This window comes from Mycolicibacterium pallens (assembly GCF_019456675.1).
GTDB classification, from domain to species: domain Bacteria; phylum Actinomycetota; class Actinomycetes; order Mycobacteriales; family Mycobacteriaceae; genus Mycobacterium; species Mycobacterium crocinum.
This window is the reverse complement of the sequence record NZ_CP080333.1, coordinates 5,055,192-5,075,517: the sequence shown is the minus strand read 5'-3', so window position 1 is coordinate 5,075,517 and position 20,326 is coordinate 5,055,192. Positions and strand designations below refer to the sequence as shown.

17 protein-coding genes are annotated in these 20,326 nt (G+C 65.2%); 8 read left to right on the top strand and 9 right to left on the bottom strand.

The genetic code is table 11. From position 1 onward, the window contains the following. The first annotated feature begins 5 nt into the window (after positions 1-5). The 4 genes from K0O64_RS24700 to K0O64_RS24685 are packed head-to-tail and all read left to right on the top strand — an operon-like array spanning position 6 to position 4,848. Positions 6-1,199, top strand: coding sequence for an acyl-CoA dehydrogenase family protein (locus tag K0O64_RS24700; RefSeq protein ID WP_096312273.1), 1,194 nt, complete (start codon positions 6-8; stop codon positions 1,197-1,199). After that, the gene (locus K0O64_RS24695) at positions 1,196-2,434 is read left to right on the top strand and encodes an amidohydrolase family protein (RefSeq protein ID WP_071949180.1); all 1,239 of its coding nucleotides are present in this window, start codon (positions 1,196-1,198) and stop codon (positions 2,432-2,434) included. The genes K0O64_RS24700 and K0O64_RS24695 overlap by 4 nt, the downstream gene beginning before the upstream one ends. A gap of 9 nt (positions 2,435-2,443) precedes the next feature. Then, positions 2,444-3,646, top strand: coding sequence for an acyl-CoA dehydrogenase family protein (locus K0O64_RS24690; RefSeq protein ID WP_071949181.1), 1,203 nt, complete (start codon positions 2,444-2,446; stop codon positions 3,644-3,646). Beyond that, a complete protein-coding gene (locus tag K0O64_RS24685; protein WP_071949182.1) occupies positions 3,643-4,848 on the top strand; it encodes a cytochrome P450 in 1,206 nt (401 codons plus the stop codon). The genes K0O64_RS24690 and K0O64_RS24685 overlap by 4 nt, the downstream gene beginning before the upstream one ends. Positions 4,849-4,901: 53 nt before the next feature. On the opposite strand, the gene K0O64_RS24680 is transcribed toward K0O64_RS24685, so the two are convergent. From K0O64_RS24680 to K0O64_RS24665, 4 genes are all read right to left on the bottom strand, one after another. Further along, complete coding sequence (locus tag K0O64_RS24680) at positions 4,902-6,131, bottom strand: HNH endonuclease (protein WP_071949183.1); 1,230 nt, start codon at positions 6,129-6,131, stop codon at positions 4,902-4,904. 77 nt (positions 6,132-6,208) lie between these two features. Further along, positions 6,209-7,495 carry an amidohydrolase family protein gene (locus K0O64_RS24675; protein WP_071949184.1) on the bottom strand — a complete coding sequence of 429 codons (1,287 nt, stop codon included), beginning with the start codon at positions 7,493-7,495 and terminating at the stop codon, positions 6,209-6,211. A 14-nt stretch (positions 7,496-7,509) separates the two neighbouring features. Beyond that, positions 7,510-8,691: a CaiB/BaiF CoA transferase family protein gene (locus K0O64_RS24670; RefSeq protein WP_071949185.1), complete on the bottom strand. Its 1,182-nt coding sequence runs from the start codon at positions 8,689-8,691 to the stop codon at positions 7,510-7,512. A 3-nt stretch (positions 8,692-8,694) separates the two neighbouring features. Next, complete coding sequence (locus K0O64_RS24665) at positions 8,695-9,840, bottom strand: thiolase family protein (RefSeq protein WP_071949186.1); 1,146 nt, start codon at positions 9,838-9,840, stop codon at positions 8,695-8,697. Positions 9,841-9,908: 68 nt separating this feature from the next. Here K0O64_RS24665 and K0O64_RS24660 point away from each other — a divergent pair, with 68 nt between their 5' ends. Continuing rightward, positions 9,909-12,107 (top strand): molybdopterin-containing oxidoreductase family protein, encoded by a 2,199-nt coding sequence (locus K0O64_RS24660; protein WP_071949187.1) that lies wholly within the window; start codon positions 9,909-9,911, stop codon positions 12,105-12,107. Here the strand turns inward: K0O64_RS24660 and K0O64_RS24655 are convergent. Further along, on the bottom strand, positions 12,104-13,315 hold the full coding sequence (locus K0O64_RS24655) for a CaiB/BaiF CoA transferase family protein (protein ID WP_071950306.1): 1,212 nt from the start codon (positions 13,313-13,315) through the stop codon (positions 12,104-12,106). The genes K0O64_RS24660 and K0O64_RS24655 overlap by 4 nt on opposite strands. Positions 13,316-13,529: 214 nt before the next feature. On the opposite strand from K0O64_RS24655, the gene K0O64_RS24650 reads away from it, so the two are divergent. Both K0O64_RS24650 and K0O64_RS24645 read left to right on the top strand, forming a co-directional pair. Next, a complete protein-coding gene (locus tag K0O64_RS24650; protein ID WP_096313009.1) occupies positions 13,530-14,993 on the top strand; it encodes an aldehyde dehydrogenase family protein in 1,464 nt (487 codons plus the stop codon). A gap of 11 nt (positions 14,994-15,004) precedes the next feature. Next, positions 15,005-15,853, top strand: coding sequence for a mycofactocin-coupled SDR family oxidoreductase (locus K0O64_RS24645; protein ID WP_096312272.1), 849 nt, complete (start codon positions 15,005-15,007; stop codon positions 15,851-15,853). A 3-nt stretch (positions 15,854-15,856) separates the two neighbouring features. On the opposite strand, the gene K0O64_RS24640 is transcribed toward K0O64_RS24645, so the two are convergent. Further along, the gene (locus K0O64_RS24640; protein WP_225933538.1) at positions 15,857-17,071 is read right to left on the bottom strand and encodes a cytochrome P450; all 1,215 of its coding nucleotides are present in this window, start codon (positions 17,069-17,071) and stop codon (positions 15,857-15,859) included. Positions 17,072-17,358: 287 nt separating this feature from the next. On the opposite strand from K0O64_RS24640, the gene K0O64_RS24635 reads away from it, so the two are divergent. Beyond that, on the top strand, positions 17,359-18,309 hold the full coding sequence (locus tag K0O64_RS24635) for an alpha/beta hydrolase (RefSeq protein WP_083542833.1): 951 nt from the start codon (positions 17,359-17,361) through the stop codon (positions 18,307-18,309). A 10-nt stretch (positions 18,310-18,319) separates the two neighbouring features. Here the strand turns inward: K0O64_RS24635 and K0O64_RS24630 are convergent, their stop codons facing one another. From K0O64_RS24630 to K0O64_RS24620, 3 genes are read right to left on the bottom strand one after another with little or no spacing between them, the layout of a single operon-like run. Next, on the bottom strand, positions 18,320-18,685 hold the full coding sequence (locus tag K0O64_RS24630) for a DUF5407 family protein (protein ID WP_096312271.1): 366 nt from the start codon (positions 18,683-18,685) through the stop codon (positions 18,320-18,322). Then, positions 18,682-19,299 carry a cysteine hydrolase family protein gene (locus K0O64_RS24625; RefSeq protein ID WP_071949191.1) on the bottom strand — a complete coding sequence of 206 codons (618 nt, stop codon included), beginning with the start codon at positions 19,297-19,299 and terminating at the stop codon, positions 18,682-18,684. The genes K0O64_RS24630 and K0O64_RS24625 overlap by 4 nt, the downstream gene beginning before the upstream one ends. Beyond that, a complete protein-coding gene (locus tag K0O64_RS24620; RefSeq protein ID WP_071949192.1) occupies positions 19,296-20,300 on the bottom strand; it encodes an aromatic ring-hydroxylating oxygenase subunit alpha in 1,005 nt (334 codons plus the stop codon). The genes K0O64_RS24625 and K0O64_RS24620 overlap by 4 nt, the downstream gene beginning before the upstream one ends. Positions 20,301-20,326 lie beyond the last annotated feature (26 nt).

The following is a 20,326-nucleotide window of genomic DNA, read 5'->3' as shown; positions in this document are numbered from 1 at the left end:
GCACAATGGATTTCTCACACGTGGCGCTGTCCGACGAGGACCAGGACTTCCTCGAGGAGGTGCGGGGCTTCCTGACGACACACATCACCGATGAGGTGATCAAGCATGACCGGGAGACCGGTGACAACTTCCACGAGGGTGTGCATCTGGCACTGGGCGCGGCCGGCTACCTCGAGGCCGAGTGGAAGCCGGAATCCGACGGTGGCTTCACCCGAGTTCGCCGGCGGATCTGGGAGTTGGAGAAGCGACGGTTTCATGTCCCGTGGGTGACCTGGGGCACCACCTCAATGGTGGCGCGTTCGGTCGACACCTTCGGTTCCGAGGAGCTCAAAGCCGAAGTGCTGCCAGGAGTGTTCACCGGGCAGGTCCGGCTGTGCCTCGGTTATACCGAACCCGAAGGCGGCTCGGATGTGGCCACCTGCAAGACCCGTGGCGTGCGCGATGGCGACCAGTGGGTGATCAACGGCTCCAAGATGTTCACCACCGGGGCGCACAACTGCCAGTACGTCTTCCTGATCACCAACACCGATCCGGACGCGCAGAAGCACAAGAGCCTCACCATGTTTCTGGTCCCGTTGGATCTGCCGGGTATCGAGATCCAGGGCCTGCGCACGGTCGACGGTGACCGGACGAACATCGTCTATTACAGCGATGTCCGTGTCGACGACAAGTACCGCCTCGGTGAGGTCAACGGTGGCTGGACGGTGCTGCGGGAACCACTCAATGTCGAGCACGGTGCGGTGGCGGCCGCCGCCGACGGGTTGGCCGACGTGTCGATCATGATGCACCAGGCCAACTTCATGGCCACCGCCGTCGACAAGGTGGCCGCCAACGTTGGCCGTACCGGCCCGAACGGCCGGCGTGCGGTCGACGACGGCGCGGTGGCCTACCGGCTCGGCCGCAGCGCCGCCCGGATGGAAGTCGCGCTGAGCTCGCAGAGTCTGTACGGCCGGGTGGCCATCGCCCAGACGATGCGCGACATCTCGCCGGATCTGATGGATGTATTGGGCGCGGCGGCAACGCTTCCGGTGGAGACCGAGGGAGCCGCCGACGACGGGGCATCGGAATACGTGTACCGGTTCGCGCCGCTGTCGGGAATCTACGGCGGAACGCTGGAGGTGTTCCGCAACATGATCGGGCAGTACGTGCTGGGGCTGGGCAAGCCCGCGTACGCACCGCAAGCGAAGAAGGTGTCATGACCGACGCACAGTTGCGCGACGTCCCGATTTTTGACGCCGATCAGCACATGTACGAGACACCCGAAGCGCTCACCCGGTACCTGCCCGAGCGCTACCGGTATGCGGTGCAGTACGCGCAGATAGGCAGGCAGACCCGGCTCGTCATCAATAACCGGGTCAGCGATTTCATCCCGAACCCCACATTCGAACGGGTCGCCGCGCCGGGTGCGCACGAGAAGTTCTTCGCCGGGGAAAACACCGAAGGCTTGACACTTCGCGAAATGCAGGGCGCCGCAATCGAAGCGCCAGCCGCCACCAAGAACCCGGCGGACCGGATCGCCGAGCTAGACCGTCAGGGTGTCGTCGAGGCGCTCAATTATCCGACGTTGGCGAGCCTCGTCGAGCACTCGTCGGCCGACGATCCGGAGCTCACGCTGGCCATCATCCATGCCCTCAATCAGTGGATGGCCGAGCACTGGTCGTACGTCTATGAGGAACGGTTGTTCTCCACACCGATCATCAACCTCTCCGAGGTCGCAGGCGCGCAACGGGAACTCGAGTACATCCTGTCCCAGGGTGCGGCGGTGGCGTTGGTCAAGCCGGGCCCCGTCCGCGGTGTGCACGGCTGGCGTTCACCGGCGCTGCCGGAGTTCGATCCGTTCTGGCGCGACGTCGAGGCCGCCGGCCTGCCGATCGTGCTGCACGCCAGCTATCCGCCGCTCGATGACTACGTCGGTAAGTGGGAGCCGCCGTACACGCAGAACTTCATGGCGATGAGCGCGTTCCGGTGGATGGTGCTGGGCCACCGCGAGATTGCCGACATGATCACCAGCTTGATCTGTCACGGCACGCTGACCCGGTTCCCGCGGCTGCGGATCGCGAGCGTCGAGAACGGCAGCTCGTGGATCCTCCCACTGTTCAACGACTTCGAAGATCTCTACAGGAAGATGCCGCAGAACTTCCCGGAACATCCCCACGACGTGTTCCGGCGCAACATCTGGGTCAGCCCGTTCTGGGAGGGCAGCGTCTCGGATGTGGTGAACACCGTCGGCTGGGACAAGGTGCTGTTCGGTTCGGACTACCCCCACCCGGAGGGCCTGGCCGAGCCCCGCGGTTTCTGGAAGTACGCCGAAGGCATGGACGAACGACGGACCTACGACTTCATGGGCGACAACGCCCGCCGGTTCATGGGTCTGCCACTGGCCAACCCGGACCCGGCCGCGCTCAACCCGCCGGTGCTGGCGGTCCCGTCTTAAGGAGCTGCGATGGATTTCACCGAAGTCGACCTGAGCGCCGAAGACGCGGCCTTTCAACGAGAACTGCGGGCATTCCTGTCAGAGATCGTCACCGAGGAGGTCATTCTGCGGGACCGTCAGACGGGGGACAACTTCGACGAAGGCGTGCACCTGGCGCTCGGCGCCCGCGGACTGCTGGAGAAGGAGTACAAGACGGGCACCGACGAGGGATTCAGCCGCGTGCAGCGCCGGATCTGGGACCTCGAGCGTCGGCGGGCGCACGTGCCGTGGGTGACGTGGGGGACCACCGTGATGGTGGCCCGGGCGGTCGCCGCGTTCGGCAAACCGGACCTGGTCGCCGAGGTCATGCCGAGGGTGTTCGACGGCACCGCCCGAATGTGCCTGGGCTACACCGAACCTGAAGGTGGTTCGGACGTGGCGACCTGCAAAACCCGCGCTGTTCGAGACGGCGACCAATGGGTGATCAAAGGCTCGAAGATGTTCACCACCGGTGCGCACAACTGCCAATACGTGTTCCTGCTGACCAACAGCGATCCGAGCGCGGCAAAACACAAGAGCCTCAGCATGTTTCTGGTGCCGTTGGACACACCGGGGATCGAGATCCAGGGCATCCGCACCGTCGACGGTGACCGCACGAACATCGTGTACTACACCGATGTGCGCGTAGACGACAAGTATCTGCTCGGCGAGGCCAACAACGGCTGGACCGTGCTGCGCGGGCCACTCGATGCCGAACACGGCGCGGCACCGACGGAAGCCGATGGGCTGTCGGACGTCTCGATCATGGCGCACCAGGCCGGCGTCATGGCTGCCGCTGTCGACGCGGTCGCCGCCCATGTGGGGCGGGTCGATGCAGGCGGAAGACGCATGGTCGACGACGGCGCGGTCGCGTACCGCCTCGGTCGTAGCGCGGCACGCCTGGAGGCATCCCTGTCCACACCAAGCATTTTCGGGCGGGTCGCGCAGGCCCAGACCATGCGCGACATCGCGCCGGATCTGATGGACCTCGCCGGTGCCGCCTCGGTGTTGCCGGTTGGCACCGAGGGGGCGGCCGACAACGGCGCGTCCGAATACGCCTTCCGGTTCGCGCCGCTGTTCGGCATCTACGGCGGGACGCTGGAAGTGTTCCGCAACATGATCGCGCAGCACGTCCTCGGACTGGGCAAGCCGAACTATTCACCACCGGCAAAGAAGGTCTCGACCTCCACATGACAACAACAGCGGTGGTCTTCGACCCGTTCTCCGAAGACTTCTTTGTCAGCCCGTACGACACCTACCGCCGGATGCGCGAGGAAGCCCCTGTCTATTACAGCCAGGAGTACGACTTCTACGCGTTGACCCGGCACGAGGATGTCGCCGCGGCGTTCAAGGACTTCGAGACCTTCTCGTCGGCGTACGGCGTCGACCTCGGTCAGGTACGGAAAGGCGAGGTCACCAAGCACGGGTCGATCATTGCGATGGACCCACCCGCGCACCGGCGGATGCGAAGCCTGCTCAACAAGGTGTTCACTCCTCGGGCAATCGAGGCGCAGCGCGCACTGGTCACCGAACTGGTCGAGAAGCATCTCGCTGCTGTCGACCCGTCCGGATTCGACTTCGTGCAGGACTTTTCGGCGCTGTTCCCGGTCGACGTCATGACCTCCATGCAGGGGGTGCCCGTCGACGACCGCCAGCAGATCCGGCTGTGGATCGACGAGCTGCTGCATCGCGAGACCGGCGACGTCGAGATGACCGAGGCGGGCCAAAAGGCCGCCGTCGACATGGCGATCTACTACTTCCGCCTGATTAAGAAGCGGCGTGATGACCTCGGCGACGACTTGCTGAGCAAGCTCATCGGCGCCGAGATCGAGCGCGAAGACGGCCAGATGGAGCCGCTGGACAATATCGAGATCACCGAATTCGCCACACTATTGGGTGGAGCCGGCGCAGAGACAGTGACCAAGCTGATCGGCAATGCGGCGGTGGTATTCGCACAGAACCCCGACCAGTGGCAGCTGTTACAGCAGGACCGCAGCAAGATTCCGCTGGCCGTCGAAGAACTACTGCGCTACGAGGCTCCGGCCCAGTACAACGTGCGCTGCTCGCTGCGCGAGGCCACCCTGCACGGTGTCACGATTCCGGCAGGCAAGCCGGTGTTCCTGGTCGGCGGATCGGCCAACCGCGACGGCGCGGCGTGGACCGACCCGGACCGTTTCGACATCGACCGCGACCGCACCCAGGCGCAGAACCTGGGACTCGGCTACGGAATCCACAGCTGCCTGGGCGCGGCCTTGGCACGCCTGGAGAGCGCCATCGCACTGGACAAGATGCTCGACTTCATGCCCCGCTTCGAGGTCGACTTCGCCGGCTGCAAGCGAGTCAACATGCAGAACGTCGCCGGCTGGAGCAACGTGCCGGTCAAGGTGTTGAGCTGACCCCGTATCTCTGTGGAATTATCAAGGTGCACTGTAGTTTTCAGTGTTGACCGCTAGGCGGCATCGTCGAGTCGCATGGTGCGCCGGTTGTATGCGGGCAATGGTGTTCGCTCTCGGTCGACCGTTGCGGGCGGGATGAGCCACGGATGTTTGTCGTAGCCGAGGATGACGTTCCAGCCGTTGTGGTGAACATCTGTGTGACAGCCCGGGCAGAGTAGGCAGCCGTTGTTCAGGCTGGTTTCGCCTTGGTGGCTCCAGTGCTGAATATGGTGACAATGGGTCCTGCTGGCAGGGGCACCGCACTTGATACAACACCGATCCCGCAGATACAGCGCTTTGCGCAGATGTGCTGGGAATAGGCGTTTGTCATGCCCCATGTATAGGGGAACCTGGTGTCCGTCCACGATGATCGTGGTGACGCTGGTATCGCAGGACAACCTGCTCAGGCTGGCGAGGCTGATGGGTCCCATGAATTCCAGCTCCGCAGCATCGGGGGTGTTGGCAGGCACGGTCAACAACAGCTGCGTGCTCGGCGGTGAGGCGCTGTCACCGGCGCGCGAGGCGGTGTCGAGTACCGCTTCCAGGGCATCGGCGCGGCGTCGCTCGGCAGGCCGGAGATCGGGTGTGCCGTCGGGCTCGGGGCGTGGTGCCGACCCCTCCTCCAAGGCGGCGGCGAGTTTGACGCCCACTTCGGCGTCCAGATCCCCGCGCACCCGCCAGCGGCCCTCGCTCGTTTTGACGCAGTGGATTTCGTTGATCGAGCGGTCTTCGGCCGCCGGTAACCCATCCTGCTCCTCGGCGAGCTGGTTGCCCAGCTTCCGTGCCCGATCAGCGATCTCGGCCGGAGTGGCCCCGGACAGGGCTTGCCCCAACAGGTCGACCTGATGTCGATACCGGCCGTCCTCATCGACCGGCTCCGCCGACCGTGTCCGAATATGGTTGGCGCCCTTCACCACTGCATCCACATGTTCACCGGACAACGCCCCGTCAGCGGCGTGGGCCATTACCACCGGCAACGTCTCGGCAGCAGCGCCGACACGGAGCATCCGCACGGCCACCGACGGTGCACACCCCAACGCCATCAAAATTTCTCGCGGTCGTCTCCCGCCGCGGGCCGCAACATCCAGACGTGCCAGAGCGCCGGCCAGCATTGCAGCTCGGTGATCGGCGAGATGAACTACGGCGAGTGCTGCCCGTAGTTCACTGAGCACATCACCATCATCGAGCTCCAGGTCGCGCAGTTCCTCGGCGATCCGGATGAGTTCCGCGGTTGCGGCGTTCACGTCTTAACGGTATTCGAACATATGTTCGATGTCAAGTCTGGCGGGCAACTGATTGGCCACTCGCCACCACTCCTAGATCACCGTTGCGATGCCGTCGCCGCCTTGAGCGCAGCGTTCGGATCGGATGCGCCGTGATCATGCTTGCTCAGTGCCTGGATGGAGACGTCGTGTCCCTCAGCAGCTTTGCGTAACGCGCCGATGTTCGCCTGGTCCTTCGCGATGTGGGTGAACGGGTCCCAGTGGTACCAGCGCATCGCGTTCTCGTAGGTCATCTTGTTGATCTCGTCGTCGGGCACGTTGTGTTCGCGCAGGACCTCGTCGAGTTGTTCGGGGGCGCCGGGCCACATCGAATCGGAGTGGGGGTAGTCGGCTTCCCAGCAGATGTTGTCGATGCCGACGTCGTTACGCAGTTGCACCCCGACGTGATCGGAGATGAAACAGGTCAGGAAGTGATCGCGGAACACCTCCGAGGGCTTCTTGCCCTTGAAGTCCTGCCCGGTCCAGGTCGAGTGCATCTCGAAGGTGCGATCGGCACGCTCGAGGAAATACGGGATCCAGCCGGTGCCGCCCTCACTCAAAGCGATCTTGAGATCTTTGTATTCCTTGATCGGCCGTGACCACAACAGGTCGGCGGCAGCTTGGACGATGTTCATCGGCTGCAGGGTGATCATCACGTCCATCGGCGCGTCCGGGGCGGTGATCGCCAGGCGCCCCGAGGAACCGATATGGACGTTGAGCACGGTGTCGGTGTCGACCAGGGCATCCCACATCGGCTTCCAGTGCTCGAAGTCGTGGAAACTGGGATAGCCCATGGCGGCCGGGTTTTCGGTGAACGTCAGCGAGTGCACGCCGCGGGCGGCGTTGCGCCGGATCTCCGCGGCGCAGGCCACCGGGTCCCAGATCACCGGCAGCGTCATCGGAATGAACCGCGCCGGATAGGCCCCGCACCATTCCTCGACATGCCAGTCGTTGTAGGCCTGCACCAACGCCAGCGAGAACTCCGCGTCTTCGGTGGCGAACAACCGGCCGGCGAAACCGGGGAACGACGGGAAACACATCGACCCCAGGATGCCCCCGGCGTTCATATCCTTCACACGTTCATCGACGTTGTAGCAACCGGGCCGGATCTCATCGAGACCCTGCGGCTCCAACCCGTACTCCTCCTTCGGCCGACCAGCGACAGCATTCAACGCAACATTCGGGATGACCACGTCCCGGAACTGCCAGCAGTCCGACCCATCAGGGTTGTGCACCAGCCGAGGAGCCTCGTCGATGTACTTCCTCGACAAGTGGTTTTTGAACATATCGGGCGGCTCGACAATGTGGTCGTCGACGCTGATCAGGATCATGTCCTCTTTACGCATGGCAGTACCTCTCGTCAAATGATGCCGTCGCGGCGCAGAGCCGCGATCTCGGAAGTCTGGTAACCGATTTCGGCCAGCACCTCGTCGGTGTGCTCGCCGAGCAACGGGGCTCGCCGCCGGATCGAGCCCGGCGTTGCGGACAGGCGAAACGGTGTCTCGATCAGCGGCACCGGCTTCGACGCGCCGGGAAACGGCACCCGCTTGAGGTAGCCCATCGCCGCCACGTGCGGATCGTCGAGCACTTCCTGCGGCGAATTCAACGGCGCAGCAGGTAGTTTCGCCGCTTCAAGCGCGGCGAGTGCCTCGGCCTTGGTCTTGCCCGAACACCACTGCTGCATCAGGTCGTTGAGGAAGTCGCCGTGCTCCCAGCGGGAGTCGTCGTCGGCGAAGCGCGGATCGTCGAACAGCTCCTCCCGACCGATCAGCCGGCACCACCGCTTGAACATTGGCTGACCGGCGATCTGCAACAAGACCCACCCGTCGGACACCTCATACAGGTCGCACGGTGCGACGGACGTGCCTCGGTTTGCCGCCCTGGGTTTGTCCACACCGAGCAGCTCACGTTCGATCAGAAACGCGTTGGACAGCATCAAAGCCGTTGGCAGCAAGGCGCCTTCCACGTGTTGTCCCTGCCCGGTCTGGCTCCGGTGGTACAGGGCCATCATCACCCCGATCGTCAGCGTGAGGGCGGTACCGAAATCGGCCTGGGGGACCACGGTGCGGATCGGCAGATCGGGCAGGCCCTGCCGGTACACCGCACCGGACATCACCTGGCCCGCGCCATCGAAGCCGATTCGGTCGCTATACGGGCCGCCCTCGCCGTACGCGGTCGCGCTGGCCAGGATGATGTCGGGCTTGACAGCGCACAGTGATTCGTAGTCCAGCCCGCTGGCTCGCATGCCGGCGGCGGGCATGTTGGCGATCACGATGTCCGATCGGGCCACCAGCCGCCGGGTGATGGCGGCGCCTTCCGGCGTCGTCGAATCGAGCGTCAGTGAGCGCTTGTTGCGGTTGCACTGCAGAAAGGTGCCACCTTCACCGCCGTCGGTGACCGACTGCACCCAGCGGTCTTCGCCCCCTTCCCGCTTCTCGACGCGCAGAACATCGGCGCCCATGTCGGCCAGCAGTGCACTGCACCACGGCGCGGCGATGAACCGGCCGTAGTCCAGGACCCGCACTCCGTCGAGAACCCCCATCGTTCAGCGGGTCAAGATTGTCGCGGCCGCGGTGCCCGGTGCGCCGTAGAGCTGCGTGAAACCGACCTTCGGTTCGCCGGGCACCTGGCGGTCACCGGCCTCGCCGCGCAACTGCCGGACGATCTCGTGGATCTGCCGCAAACCAGATGCGCCGATCGGCTCACCGTTGGCGATCAGGCCGCCGTCGGTGTTGATCGGCATGGAGCCGTTGATCTCGGTCTCGCCGTCGGCCAGCAACCGCTCCTGATCACCGTCGGCACAGAACCCACACTCGGCCATGTGAATGATCTCCGCGCCGGCGTCGGTGTCCTGCAACTGGATGACGTCGACGTCTTGTGGTGACACACCGGCCTTTTCGAATGCGGCCTGGGCCGCGAACACCGTCGGTGCCGCAACCTCGTCGACAGGGCCGAACGTGGTGTTGACCTCGTAGGCGCCGTACGTGCGGGTGCGGACCTCGACGGCCTTGAGGTAGACCGGCTTGGAGGTGTAGCGGTGCGCGATGTCGGCACGGCACATGATGACGGCTGCGGCGCCTTCGTCGGGTGCGCAGAACATGTACTGCCGCAGCGGGTAGTTCAGCACCGGCGATGCCATGATGTCCTCGACGGAGATCTCCTTGCGGCGGAACGCATTCGGGTTGAGCACACCGTTGCGGAGGTTCTTGTTGGCCACCCGCGCCAGCGTTTCCTCCGAGATACCGTGGTCGTGGATGTAGCGGTTGGCCTTCATGCCGAAAAATTGGGTGGTGAGGTACTGGCCGTTCTCGGCGTACCAGCGCGGCATTCCGACGAGGGCCGGATCCTCGGTGAAGGCCCCGCGGGGGTGCTTGTCCAAACCGATCGCGATGCCGATGTCGTAATCACCCAGCCGGATCCCGTCGGCACAGGCTTTGGCCGCGCTGGCCGCTGTCGCGCAGGCGTTGAAGACGTTGGTGAACGGGATCCCGGTCAGTCCGACCATGCCGACGATCGCGTCGGGGTTGGCGACGGTCCAGCTGCCGCCGGTGGCGAACTGGACGTCCTTCCACTCGATGCCGGCGTCGGCGACGGCGGCGAAGATGGCGTCGACAGCCATGGCCATCGCAGATTTGCCTTCGAGCCGGCCGAACGGGTGTAGGCCGACGCCGATGATGGCGACATCGTTCATCGATGGTTGTCCTCTCGGGATCCGCCGTATAGGCGAACGAACTGTAACACTTACAGTATCGTGGGCTTGTGGCTTCCACGATCGAGCACAAGACCACGTTCTGCCGTATCTGCGAGCCCCTGTGCGGCATGGTGGCCACCGTCGAGGACGGCCGGCTGACGGCACTGCGCCCGGATAAGGACCACCCGCTGTCCGCCGGTTTCGCCTGCCAGAAGGGCATCGCGTTCACCGAGGTGCAGAACGATCCGGACCGGGTGACCACGCCGCTGCGCAAGACGCCCGATGGGTACGAGCCGGTGAGCTGGGAGGCGGCACTGTCGGATATCGCCGCCCGGTTGGCCCGGATCCTGAAGGCCAACGGGTCGGGCGCGGTCGGCTGGTACATGGGCAACCCCGGAGCGTTCAGCTACGCGCATACCTTCGCGGCGCTGATGTTCATCAAGGGCCTCGGTCGCGACAGTCACTACTTCACCGCGTCGTCGCAGGACACCAACAGCAGGCTGATCGCCAGCCAGATGCTGTACGGGGCGCCGACCTCCGTGCCGATCCCCGATCTGACGCGCACCGACCTGCTGGTCATGATGGGCGCGAATCCCGTTGTTTCGCACGGCAGTTTCCTGACCGCGCCGCGGATCAAGGACCGCATGCACGACATCGTCAAACGGGGCGGGCGGGTGGTCGTCGTCGATCCGCGCCGCACCGAGACGGCGGCGGCGTTCGAGTGGCTTCCCGTCATGCCCGACGCCGACTCCTACCTGCTGCTGTCGCTGTTGCAGGTGATGTTCGCCGAAGGTCTGGTCAACACCGCGCAGGTGAAGGCGCTCGCCGACGGTGTCGAATGGTTGCAGGCGCTGTCTGCGCGGTTCACCCCCGAGTTCACGGCTGCCCAAACGGGCATCGATGCGGACAGTGTCCGGTCGCTGGCGCGGGATCTGGTGCGCGAGCCTCGGGCGGCCGTCTACGGCAGGCTCGGCACGTGCGTCGGGCGGTACGGCACCCTCACCACATACCTGATCGACGCGGTGAATCTCGTCGCGGGCAACCTCGATGTCCCCGGCGGGTCGGTGTTCAGTTCGATGGAGACCCTCGGGGGACGCTGGCAGGCCACGATGATGGGCCTGGCGATGCGCCGGTCGTATCGCAACCGGTCCCGCGTCGGCGGGATCCCCATCGCCGTCGCCATGGAACCGGCCGCGCTGATGGCCAAGGAGATCACCACCCCGGGCGACAGGCAGATCAAAGCGATGTTCGTCTCGGCGGGCAATCCGGTGCTGTCGGTGCCCAACGGCGACGAACTCGAGGCGGCCTTCGAATCACTGGAACTGTCTGTCGCACTTGACTTTTACGTCACCGAGACGACCGGCCGGTGTGACTACATCCTACCGGTGACCACAATGTACGAACGCGACGACTTCCCGTACACGTTTCAGGCCTTCCAGGCCACGCCGTTCCGGCAGGCCACCGAAGCCGTGGTCGCACCGGCCGGTGAGGCCCGCCCGGAGTGGGACATCGTCGAAGACCTCGCAGTCCGGTTGGCGCCCGACGTGCGCGCGTTCGCCGTTTTCGGCGGCCTGCGAAAGGCGTTGGGCCGCTTCGGCGTGTCCCTCAAACCGCGAATGATGATCGACGGTCTGATCCGGATGTCGCAGGGTGGGGACCTGTTCGGACTGCGTCGCGGTGGACTCACGCATCGCCGACTGACCGAGGAGCATCCGCACGGTGTCGTGGTGGCCCCGCACATCCGCACCGGTGTGCTGCGCAATGCGGTGGCGTATGTGTCGCGCCGGGTACGGCTCGTCCACCCCGGTATCGCCGACGAAGTCGACAAGCTCAGCCGCGGCAGCCATCCCGAGGGTTATCCGTTGCGGATGATCGGCATGCGCGAGCCACGTTCGGAGAACTCCTGGATGCACAATTCGCCGCTGCTGATGCGGGGCGAGCGGGGACAGCGGGCGCTGATGCACGTGGACGACGCGGCCGAATTGGCCATTGCTGACGGGGATTTGGTGCAGGTGACGTCGCCGTACGGCGCGATCACGCTGGAGGTGACCACCACCAAGGACCTGATGACCGGCGTGATCGCCGTGCCGCACGGGTGGGGGCATACGGGTACCGGCACATGGAAGCTGGCGAATCGTGCCGGCGGGTCGAACGTCAACCGGCTGACGTCGAGCGCGCCCGAGGACGTCGAGTCGCTGTCGGGGATGGCCTGGCTGACCGGCGTCCCGGTTCGGGTCGAGCGAGTCCGCGAGTCAGTCCCCAGCTAGGCGATCGCGCCGGACTCCTTGAGCGCCTCGATGCGGTCCCAGTCGATGCCGACCTCCATGAGCACGAGTTCGGTGTGCTCGCTGGCCTGCGGTGCGCGGGTGGTCTCGAGCGGTTCGTGATTGAACTGGACCGGGCCGCGAACCACCTTGAACGGCGCCCCGCCATCGGCAGCCTCCACCTCGACGATCATGTCGTTGGCGATCGCCTGCTCGTCGGAGGCCAGATCGACCAGACTTTGGAATGGCGCCCACTGGCCCTTCATCGTCTTGAGGTGCTGGCGCCAGTACTCGAACGGCTTGGCCGCGATCGCCTCGGTGATGAGCCGCACCCCTTCCTCGGCGTTCTGGATCAGCGGCATCACGTCGGAAAACCGGGGGTCGTCGGCGAGCTCGGGCAAACCGAGATGCTCCCAGGTGTCGCGGATATAGCCGGTCGGGCTGACGATGCACAGGTTGATCGTGCCGCCGTCGGAGGTCAGGTAGTTGGCCATGAACGGGTTGACCGATGTCGTGGTGCCGGGCATCAGCGACCGCATGGTTTCGCCGGTCTCCATGCCCTGGGTGACGCTGGCGCCGGCCGCCCACCACGCGGTGCTCAGCAGCGACACGTCGATCTCCACTGCTTCGCCGGTGCGTTCCCGGTGGAACAGCGCGGCGGAGATGCCGCCGGCGATGTTCATCCCGCCGATCGAGTCGCCGAAGGCCGGAATGCCTTGCGGCAGAGCGCCACCGATCTCTTCGGGCGTCAGGGCGTGGCCGACGCCGCTGCGGGTCCAGAAGGCGGTCCCGTCGAAGCCGCCGACGAGGCGCTCGGGTCCCTTGTCGCCATATGCGCTGCCGCGGGCGTAGATGATGTTCGGGTTCACCGCGCGGATGTGCTCGACGTCGAACTTGTTCTTCTGCCGGGCCTGCGGCATGTAGTTGGTCAGGAAGACGTCGGCGGTCTTGGCGATCTCGTAGAGCACTTCCTGACCGTCCGGGGTGGAGACGTCGATGCCGACGCTGCGCTTGCCGCGGTTGGGATGTTCGATCAGCGGGTGGCGGTTGGGGTCGAGCTGGAAACCACCCATGTTGATGAAGCCGCGCTGGGTGTCGCCGCGCACTGGGTGCTCGACCTTGATGACGTCGGCGCCCCAGTCGGCCAGGATCGCCCCGGCCGCCGGAACGAACGTGAATTGCGCGACCTCCAGTACCCGGATGCCGTCCATCACCTTGATCAAGATCATTCCTTTCGCCCGGCCGTGGTAACCACATTCTCATACCCCGGCCACTGGGGGCCAGGGAATCGGGCCGCCACACACATTGATTGCTACTGTAACCTTTACAGTTGACCGTCCCAGAACAGAAGGTGGTGCCCGGGTGGGCGAGCACGATACGAGCGTCGAGCTGGGCTTGCGCGCGGCCGAACGGGCCGAGTCGCGAATGCTCATCGACGGAAAGTTGTGCGCGTCGGTCGACGGCGCGGAGTTCGACAACCGCAGCCCGGCCACCGGCCGCGTGCTCGGAGTCACCGCGGCGGCTAGTGCCGCCGATATGGACCGCGCGATCGCCGCGGCCCGGCGTGCGTTCGACGACACCGACTGGTCCACGAACCGCGAGCTGCGCAAGCGCTGCCTGGCCCAGCTGCAGTCCGCGCTGGAATCCGAGAAGGAAGACCTGCGCGAGGAACTCGTCGCGGAGGTCGGCTGCCCGGTGATGTCGACCGGTGACGCCCAGCTGGAGTGGCCGCTGGCCGACTCGCTGCGCTATCCGAGCCGGCTGATCGACGAATTCGATTGGGAGCGAACGCTCGACGGCGGCAGGCTGTTCGGCGACCGCAACGTGCGCACCGTCGTCAAAGAACCGGTCGGCGTGGTCGCCGCCATCACGCCGTCGAACTACCCGATCGAAGTCATCCTCAACAAACTCGGCCCCGCGCTGGCCACCGGCAACACCGTCGTCCTCAAGCCGGACCCCAACACCCCGTGGAACGCCACCCGCATCGGGCGGCTCGTCGCCGAACAGACCGACATCCCGCCCGGCGTGCTCAATGTGGTTCCCACCCCCGACAACGCTGTCGCCGGTCTGCTGGCCACCGACCCGCGGGTGGATCTGGTGTCATTCACCGGATCCACCGCCGTCGGCAAGCAATTGATGCGCGACGGCGCCGACACCATGAAGCGAATGCTCCTGGAGCTGGGCGGCAAGTCTGCGCTGATCGTCCTCGACGATGCCAATCCCGCCCACATCGTCGGTGGTGCGGTCGGGGTGTGCGTGCACGCCGGGCAGGCCTGCGCGTTGACCACCCGGCTGGTGATCCACGAATCCCTCTACCCCGAGGCGTTGGCCGCCATCACCGCCGCGTATCAGGCCGTGCCGGTGGGTGACCCGGCGCTGCCGGGAACATTCGTCGGCCCGGTCGTCAGTGCCGCGCAGAAGAAGCGGGTGCTCGACGCATGTGACCAAGCCCGTCGAGACGGCGCCGAAATCCTCGTCGGGGGAGACAGTTTCGAGGACGTACCGGATTACCTCGCCGGCGGACACTTCGTTCAGCCGACCGTGATCATCGGCGTCGACCCGCGGTCTGCGATCGCTCAGCAGGAAATCTTCGGCCCCGTTCTGGTGGTGCTGCCGTTCCGCGACGACGAGGAGGCCATCCGCATCGCCAACGACAGCGCCTACGGGCTGGCCGGTGCGGTGCTCTCGGGCTCGCTCGAGCGGGGCACCGCTGTGGCGCGCCGGATCCGAACCGGCTCCATTGGGGTCAACGGGGGAATGTTCTACGGTGCCGACGCACCGTTCGGGGGCTACAAGAGCAGCGGCGTCGGACGCCAGTGCGGCATCGAGGGTTTCGGTCAGTACCTGGAGACCAAGACCCTCGCGTTTCGCACCCCACGCCAGTCATAGGAGGACGCCCAATGGGCAAGTTGGACAACAAGGTTGCCGTCGTCTCGGGAGCTGCGCGAGGACAGGGCCGGTCACATGCGATCGCGTTGGCCGCCGAGGGCGCCGATGTCATCATCTTCGACATCTGCGCCGATCTCGAGGGCAACACCTATCCGCTGGCGCGCCCGGAGGACCTCGACGAGACGGCCCTGCTCGTGGAAAAGGAAGGTGCGCGGTGCTTCTCGGCGATCTGCGATGTCCGTGAGCGTAGCGCGGTGTGGCAGACGATCGCCGATGCTGTCGAGGAGATGGGCCACCTCGATATCGTCGTCGCGAATGCGGGTATCTGCCCGATGGGTAAGGGGCAGACCCTGCAATCGTGGTCGGACACCATCGACACCGACCTGGTCGGGGTGTTCAACGTGATCCAGGCCAGCATGCCGCACCTCAACGACGGTGCCTCGGTGATCGCGACCGGTTCGCTGGCCGCGCAACTGGGCAGCGCCACCAACCAGGGCCCCGGTGGCTCGGCCTACAGCCTGGCCAAGCAGATGGTCGCGCACTACGTCAACGACCTATCAGTTCAGTTGGCCAAGAGGATGATTCGGGTAAACGCGCTGCACCCGACGAACGTCAACACCGACATGCTGCACAACGAGGGCATGTACCGGGTGTTTCGGCCGGACCTGGCGTCCCCGACCCGCGACGACGCCGAGCTGTCGTTCCCGGCGATGCAGGCGATGCCGGTGCCATACATCGAGCCGTACGACGTGTCGGCCGCCGTGGTGTTCCTGGCCAGTGACGACGCCCGTTACATCACCGGAACGCAGATGCGGATCGACGCAGGGGGATACGTAAAGACCAAACCCTGGAAGGGGTGATCCTCAGACGGCGTCGAAGGTCACCGGCAGTGCGGTCGGTGACCGGAACGGCTGACCGTGGATGTGCGGGTCGTCGTCGGTGATGAGCGTGATGTTCGTCAGCCGGTCGAGCAGCGACTCCATGGCCACCCGGGTCTCCATCCGTGCCAGATGCAGGCCCATGCAGGTGTGCTCGCCCGCGGCGAACGTGATGTGCGGCGTGTGCTTGCGGAAGATGTCGAACGCCTCGGAGTCCGGCCAGCGGTTCGCATCGCGGTTGGCCGAGCCCATGCACACGTCGATCACCGAACCCGCGGGTATCGCAACACCTTCCACTTCGCTGTCTTCGGTCGCGAATCGCTGCACCGTGGTCAGCGGTGTCTCGTAGCGCAGGCCCTCTTCGATGGCCGGCGCGAGCAGGTCGCGATTGGCCTGGACCGCCGCGAACTGGTCGGGGTGAGTCAGTAGTAGGTACAACAGGTTGCTCGACGACCGGTACGTGGTCTCCAGACCGGCGGGAAGTAGCAGCCGCAGGAACGAGTAGATCGCCTCGTCGGACAACTTCTCGCCGTCGATGTCCGCGCTCACCAGGTCGCCGATGATGTCATCGGTCGGCTTCGAGCGGCGCTTGTCGATCTGCTCGAGGAAGTAATCCTTGAGCGCGGCCGAGGCCTCGAAAGCTTTCTCGTAGTTGACCGCATAGCTGATCAGTTGAACCGCGCGGCGGCGAAACGTAGGGAGGTCTTCCTCGGGCAGTCCCAGCAGGCGGGTGATCACGCGGGTGGGGAACTCGAACGTGAACGCCTTCACCAGGTCGGCGTGCCCGTCGCGGATGAATTCATCGATCAGACCGTTGACGATGGGCCGCACGACCTCAGGCTCCCAGCGCGCCAACGACTTCGACTTGAAGGCCGCCGAGACCAGATTGCGGTGATCCCAGTGGACCTTGCCTTCCATTGCCAGCAACGACGGGCCGATGAACAGGCCGATCGTTGAGTCGTAGATCTTGGAGTTGAACACCCTCCCGTCGCGCAGCACCTTGTTCACGGCATCGAACGACACCGCCGCGTACTCCTGTTTCGGGCGAAGCGATTCCGGCGTCTTGGAGTAGTCCATGACCGTGCCGCGAAAGATTCCCGGTCCGCGGCGCATCTCGGCGAAGAAGGGGTAGGGGTCACGCAGGTAGCCCGCGGGCAGCTGTGGCACGACGGCGTCGGTGTCCTGGGTTTGGCTTCCCACGGCTGCCCCTCTGCTCGCGACCTACTGTAATAATTACAGTAGCGTACACGATTCCTGTTGGTACAGCCTCGGAGCCTCCCCAGCAAACGAATCAGTGAGCAACAGGTGTAAACCGCCCATGCATTTTCCGTTAATTGGCCTGCGCTGTTGGTGATGCTCAGGCAAAGTTCCGTACTTGTGTGCGCTGACGCACGCGTTTTGGATCCGCTCGCGACCCCGTCTGACGACCAAGGAGCCCAGTGATCACATCTCGCAGTCATCGTTCGAGCTGGCTTCGGCTAGTCGCTGTGCTGGCTCTCCTGCCCGCCTTCGCGGCGCCGGTCGCCCATGCCGACCCCGGCCAGGGCGCCTACATCACCGACATTCAGCACGTCAACGACCGCTGGGACAAGGTGTCGGTGTACTCGCCCGCGATGAACACGGTCATCGTCAACGACGTGTTCAAGGCGCCGCGCTCCGGTGCCCCGACGTTCTACCTGCTGCCGGGGATCGACGGCGGTAACGATCTGGATCCTGGAGGCACGATCCCGCCCGGAGGTAAAGCCTGGTTCGGGATGACCGACATCCAAGGCTTCTTCGCCAACAAGAACGTCAACGTCGTCTCCCCGCTGGGCGGTGCTTTCAGCTGGTGGACGGACTGGGTGGCGGACGGCAGTAAGCAGTATCAGACCTACATGACGCGAGAACTGCCGCCGCTGATCAACAAGGAGTATCACGCGAACGGCAAGAACGGCGTCGGCGGCTTGTCCAGCACGGGCGGTACCGCCATCGACTACGCCATCCAGGCACCCGGTGTCTTCAAGGCGGTCGGCTCCTACAGTGGATTTCCCTCGGTGTCCGATCCGGATGAGGCACAAAACATTTCGTTGACGTTGTCGGGCGGCGGCCAGAGCGCGGAAGCCATGTGGGGTCCGCTGGGTGGTCCGGTGTGGGTGCAACACGATCCGTCGAAGAACGCGCCAAGGCTCAAAGGCGTTGCGGTGTATGCGGCGGCGTCGGAGAGCGGCGGCGTGGGTGACGTCGACCGCCTCCCTCCCGGCTTCGGCCCCAACATCGCGGGTGGCTTCATCGAGCGCATCGTCGCCGACAGCACCAAGCGGTTCGCCGATGCGGCCGCGGCCGCCGGCGTCCCGATTCACTACGTCATCCGTCCGGAGGGCTCACACACCTGGGGGTTGTTCGAGTCGGAGATGCAGGAGTCGTGGAACACGACGATCGGACCGGCACTCGGGGCGTGACGCCGCAGGGCTAGCGTTGCCCGCCGCGGGCCGGCGACGCCACCCCTCCGTTGGCGCCGGACACCAAACCCGGTGGAATCTCCGACAACTGGGACAACTGGCTCATCAGCAGCTGCATGTCGAACATATGCGTGACGTCGATGTTCTCGGTTCTGTTTTGCAACGCCCGTAACTGAGCCCGCAGTGCCGCTTCCCGCTGCTGGACGATCGCGGACAGCTCCGACCGTGACAGCGCCGGCGTGTCCCGAGCGGCCGGCGCGGGTGCGGAATGAGCGGTGCCGCCGCTCGGGGAATCGGGCGCGGCGTTGGCCGGCGCCGTGGCGGCCAGCACCGCGGCGCCGACAATGGCAGCCGCCGCTGTGACCAGGTATTTCACGAACTCATGCTAGACCAGACCGCGGTCAGATGTTCTGTTGTGGTCACGGTCGCCAGCAGGCCCAAGGTGTTGTCGATGATGGCCGTCCCGTACTCGGTGGGCACGCCGGCCACCGCATCGCGTGGCAGGACCACACGGTAACCGGCATTGACGGCGTCCATCACCAGGTTGGGGATCGCGACGTTCAGTGACACCCCGACCGCGACGATGGTGGTCGCGCCGAGGTTGCGCAGGATCGCGTCGAGGTCGGTGCCGCCCATCGGGCCCAGCCCATGCCAGCGGCTGAGCACGAGATCTTCTGGCGCGGGCCCGAATTGGGGAAGCAGCGTGGCACCGGGACTGCCCGGCGCGATATCCACTCCGCCGGCGCCGATCGCGAACAGCTTGGCGTTGTGGTTGGAGCCCAGGCCGTCGGGCCGCCGTTGCACGAGACAGTGCACCACCGTCACCCCGGCAGCGCGTGCGACGGGCAACAGTCGCTCGATGTTGGGCAGTGCTTCCCGTTCTGCTTCGCGGGCCAATGCCGCCAGCCCGGCGTCGGGTCCGACGACCGCGCCTTGCAACTCCTGCGTGACGACGACGGTGTGGGCCGGGTCTACGAGTTCGGGTTTCATACCGGGGCCGCGGTCGATACGTCGTAGAACTGCAACGCCCACTTACGCATCGCCATATAGGGTTTCGCGTCGACCTTGGCCAGCGCCGGGTGCTCGACATACTTCTGGTAACGCCAGATCTCGAGGTCGTCCCACACGGTACCGAGGTATTGCTTCTCCACCCGCTCGCGAACGTCGTCGGGTGGAATGTCACTGGTGTCCCCGGCTTTTCGCGGCCACCAGATCGAATAGAACATATTGGAAACCTCGTCGTCGACAGGTGTGCAGGCGAAGATCAGCCGGTGATTCGACGAGCCTTCGAACGCGCTGATCGCGAAACCCAACCCGGAGAAGTGGCTATGAATGCGCAGCGCCATCTTGTTCGGGTCGTCGCTGCGGGCGTCCGGCCAGCCGGTGAGGAACCGCCACTCCTCGTCGATCGCTTCCCATTCCAGGCACACCGGCGTGACCGTCGCCTTGTGGACGTAGTGGAAATGCGCACTGTCCGGGCCGTTTTCGGCCACGATCTGCGGATGCACCGGCTCGTTCTCGGCGAAGCGGGAGAACTCCGGGTACGGCCGGTAGTACTCGTCGGGGGCCGCGGTGAACTGGGGGAACTTGGTGAACATGTCGGGAAGCTCCCACCGCGGCGGCTCGCCGGCCGGATGGTGCCACAGGAAGATGCAGCCGTGCTGCTCTTGAACCGGGTAGGTCCGCAGACGCAGACCCTTGTTGGGCCGGTCGGGTTGGTAGGGAATGTAGGTGTTCGCGCCGTCGGGTCCCCACCGCCAACCGTGGAACGGGCACTCGACGCAGTCGCCGACCACGGTGCCGCCGTGCCCGATATGCGCGCCGAGGTGCTTACAGTGGCCCTCCAACACGTGCAGTTCGCCGGTGGAGTCACGGTAGATCACCAGGTCCTCACCGAAGTAGCGCAGCGGCCGGACATCTCCCACCGCGTATTCCGCCGACCAACCGATCATGAACCAGCCGGTGACCTTCCAGGTGAAGGGAACTTTCACTCGGCACCTCCTTGTCCACTACTAGA

Coding starts and splice junctions, on each gene's coding strand:
- K0O64_RS24700 (WP_096312273.1), top strand. CDS start 6: ATGGATTTCTCACACGTGGCGCTGTCCGACGAGGACCAGGACTTCCTC.
- K0O64_RS24695 (WP_071949180.1), top strand. CDS start 1,196: ATGACCGACGCACAGTTGCGCGACGTCCCGATTTTTGACGCCGATCAG.
- K0O64_RS24690 (WP_071949181.1), top strand. CDS start 2,444: ATGGATTTCACCGAAGTCGACCTGAGCGCCGAAGACGCGGCCTTTCAA.
- K0O64_RS24685 (WP_071949182.1), top strand. CDS start 3,643: ATGACAACAACAGCGGTGGTCTTCGACCCGTTCTCCGAAGACTTCTTT.
- K0O64_RS24675 (WP_071949184.1), bottom strand. CDS start 7,495: ATGCGTAAAGAGGACATGATCCTGATCAGCGTCGACGACCACATTGTC.
- K0O64_RS24670 (WP_071949185.1), bottom strand. CDS start 8,691: ATGGGGGTTCTCGACGGAGTGCGGGTCCTGGACTACGGCCGGTTCATC.
- K0O64_RS24665 (WP_071949186.1), bottom strand. CDS start 9,840: ATGAACGATGTCGCCATCATCGGCGTCGGCCTACACCCGTTCGGCCGG.
- K0O64_RS24655 (WP_071950306.1), bottom strand. CDS start 13,315: ATGGACGGCATCCGGGTACTGGAGGTCGCGCAATTCACGTTCGTTCCG.
- K0O64_RS24650 (WP_096313009.1), top strand. CDS start 13,530: ATGCTCATCGACGGAAAGTTGTGCGCGTCGGTCGACGGCGCGGAGTTC.
- K0O64_RS24645 (WP_096312272.1), top strand. CDS start 15,005: ATGGGCAAGTTGGACAACAAGGTTGCCGTCGTCTCGGGAGCTGCGCGA.
- K0O64_RS24625 (WP_071949191.1), bottom strand. CDS start 19,299: ATGAAACCCGAACTCGTAGACCCGGCCCACACCGTCGTCGTCACGCAG.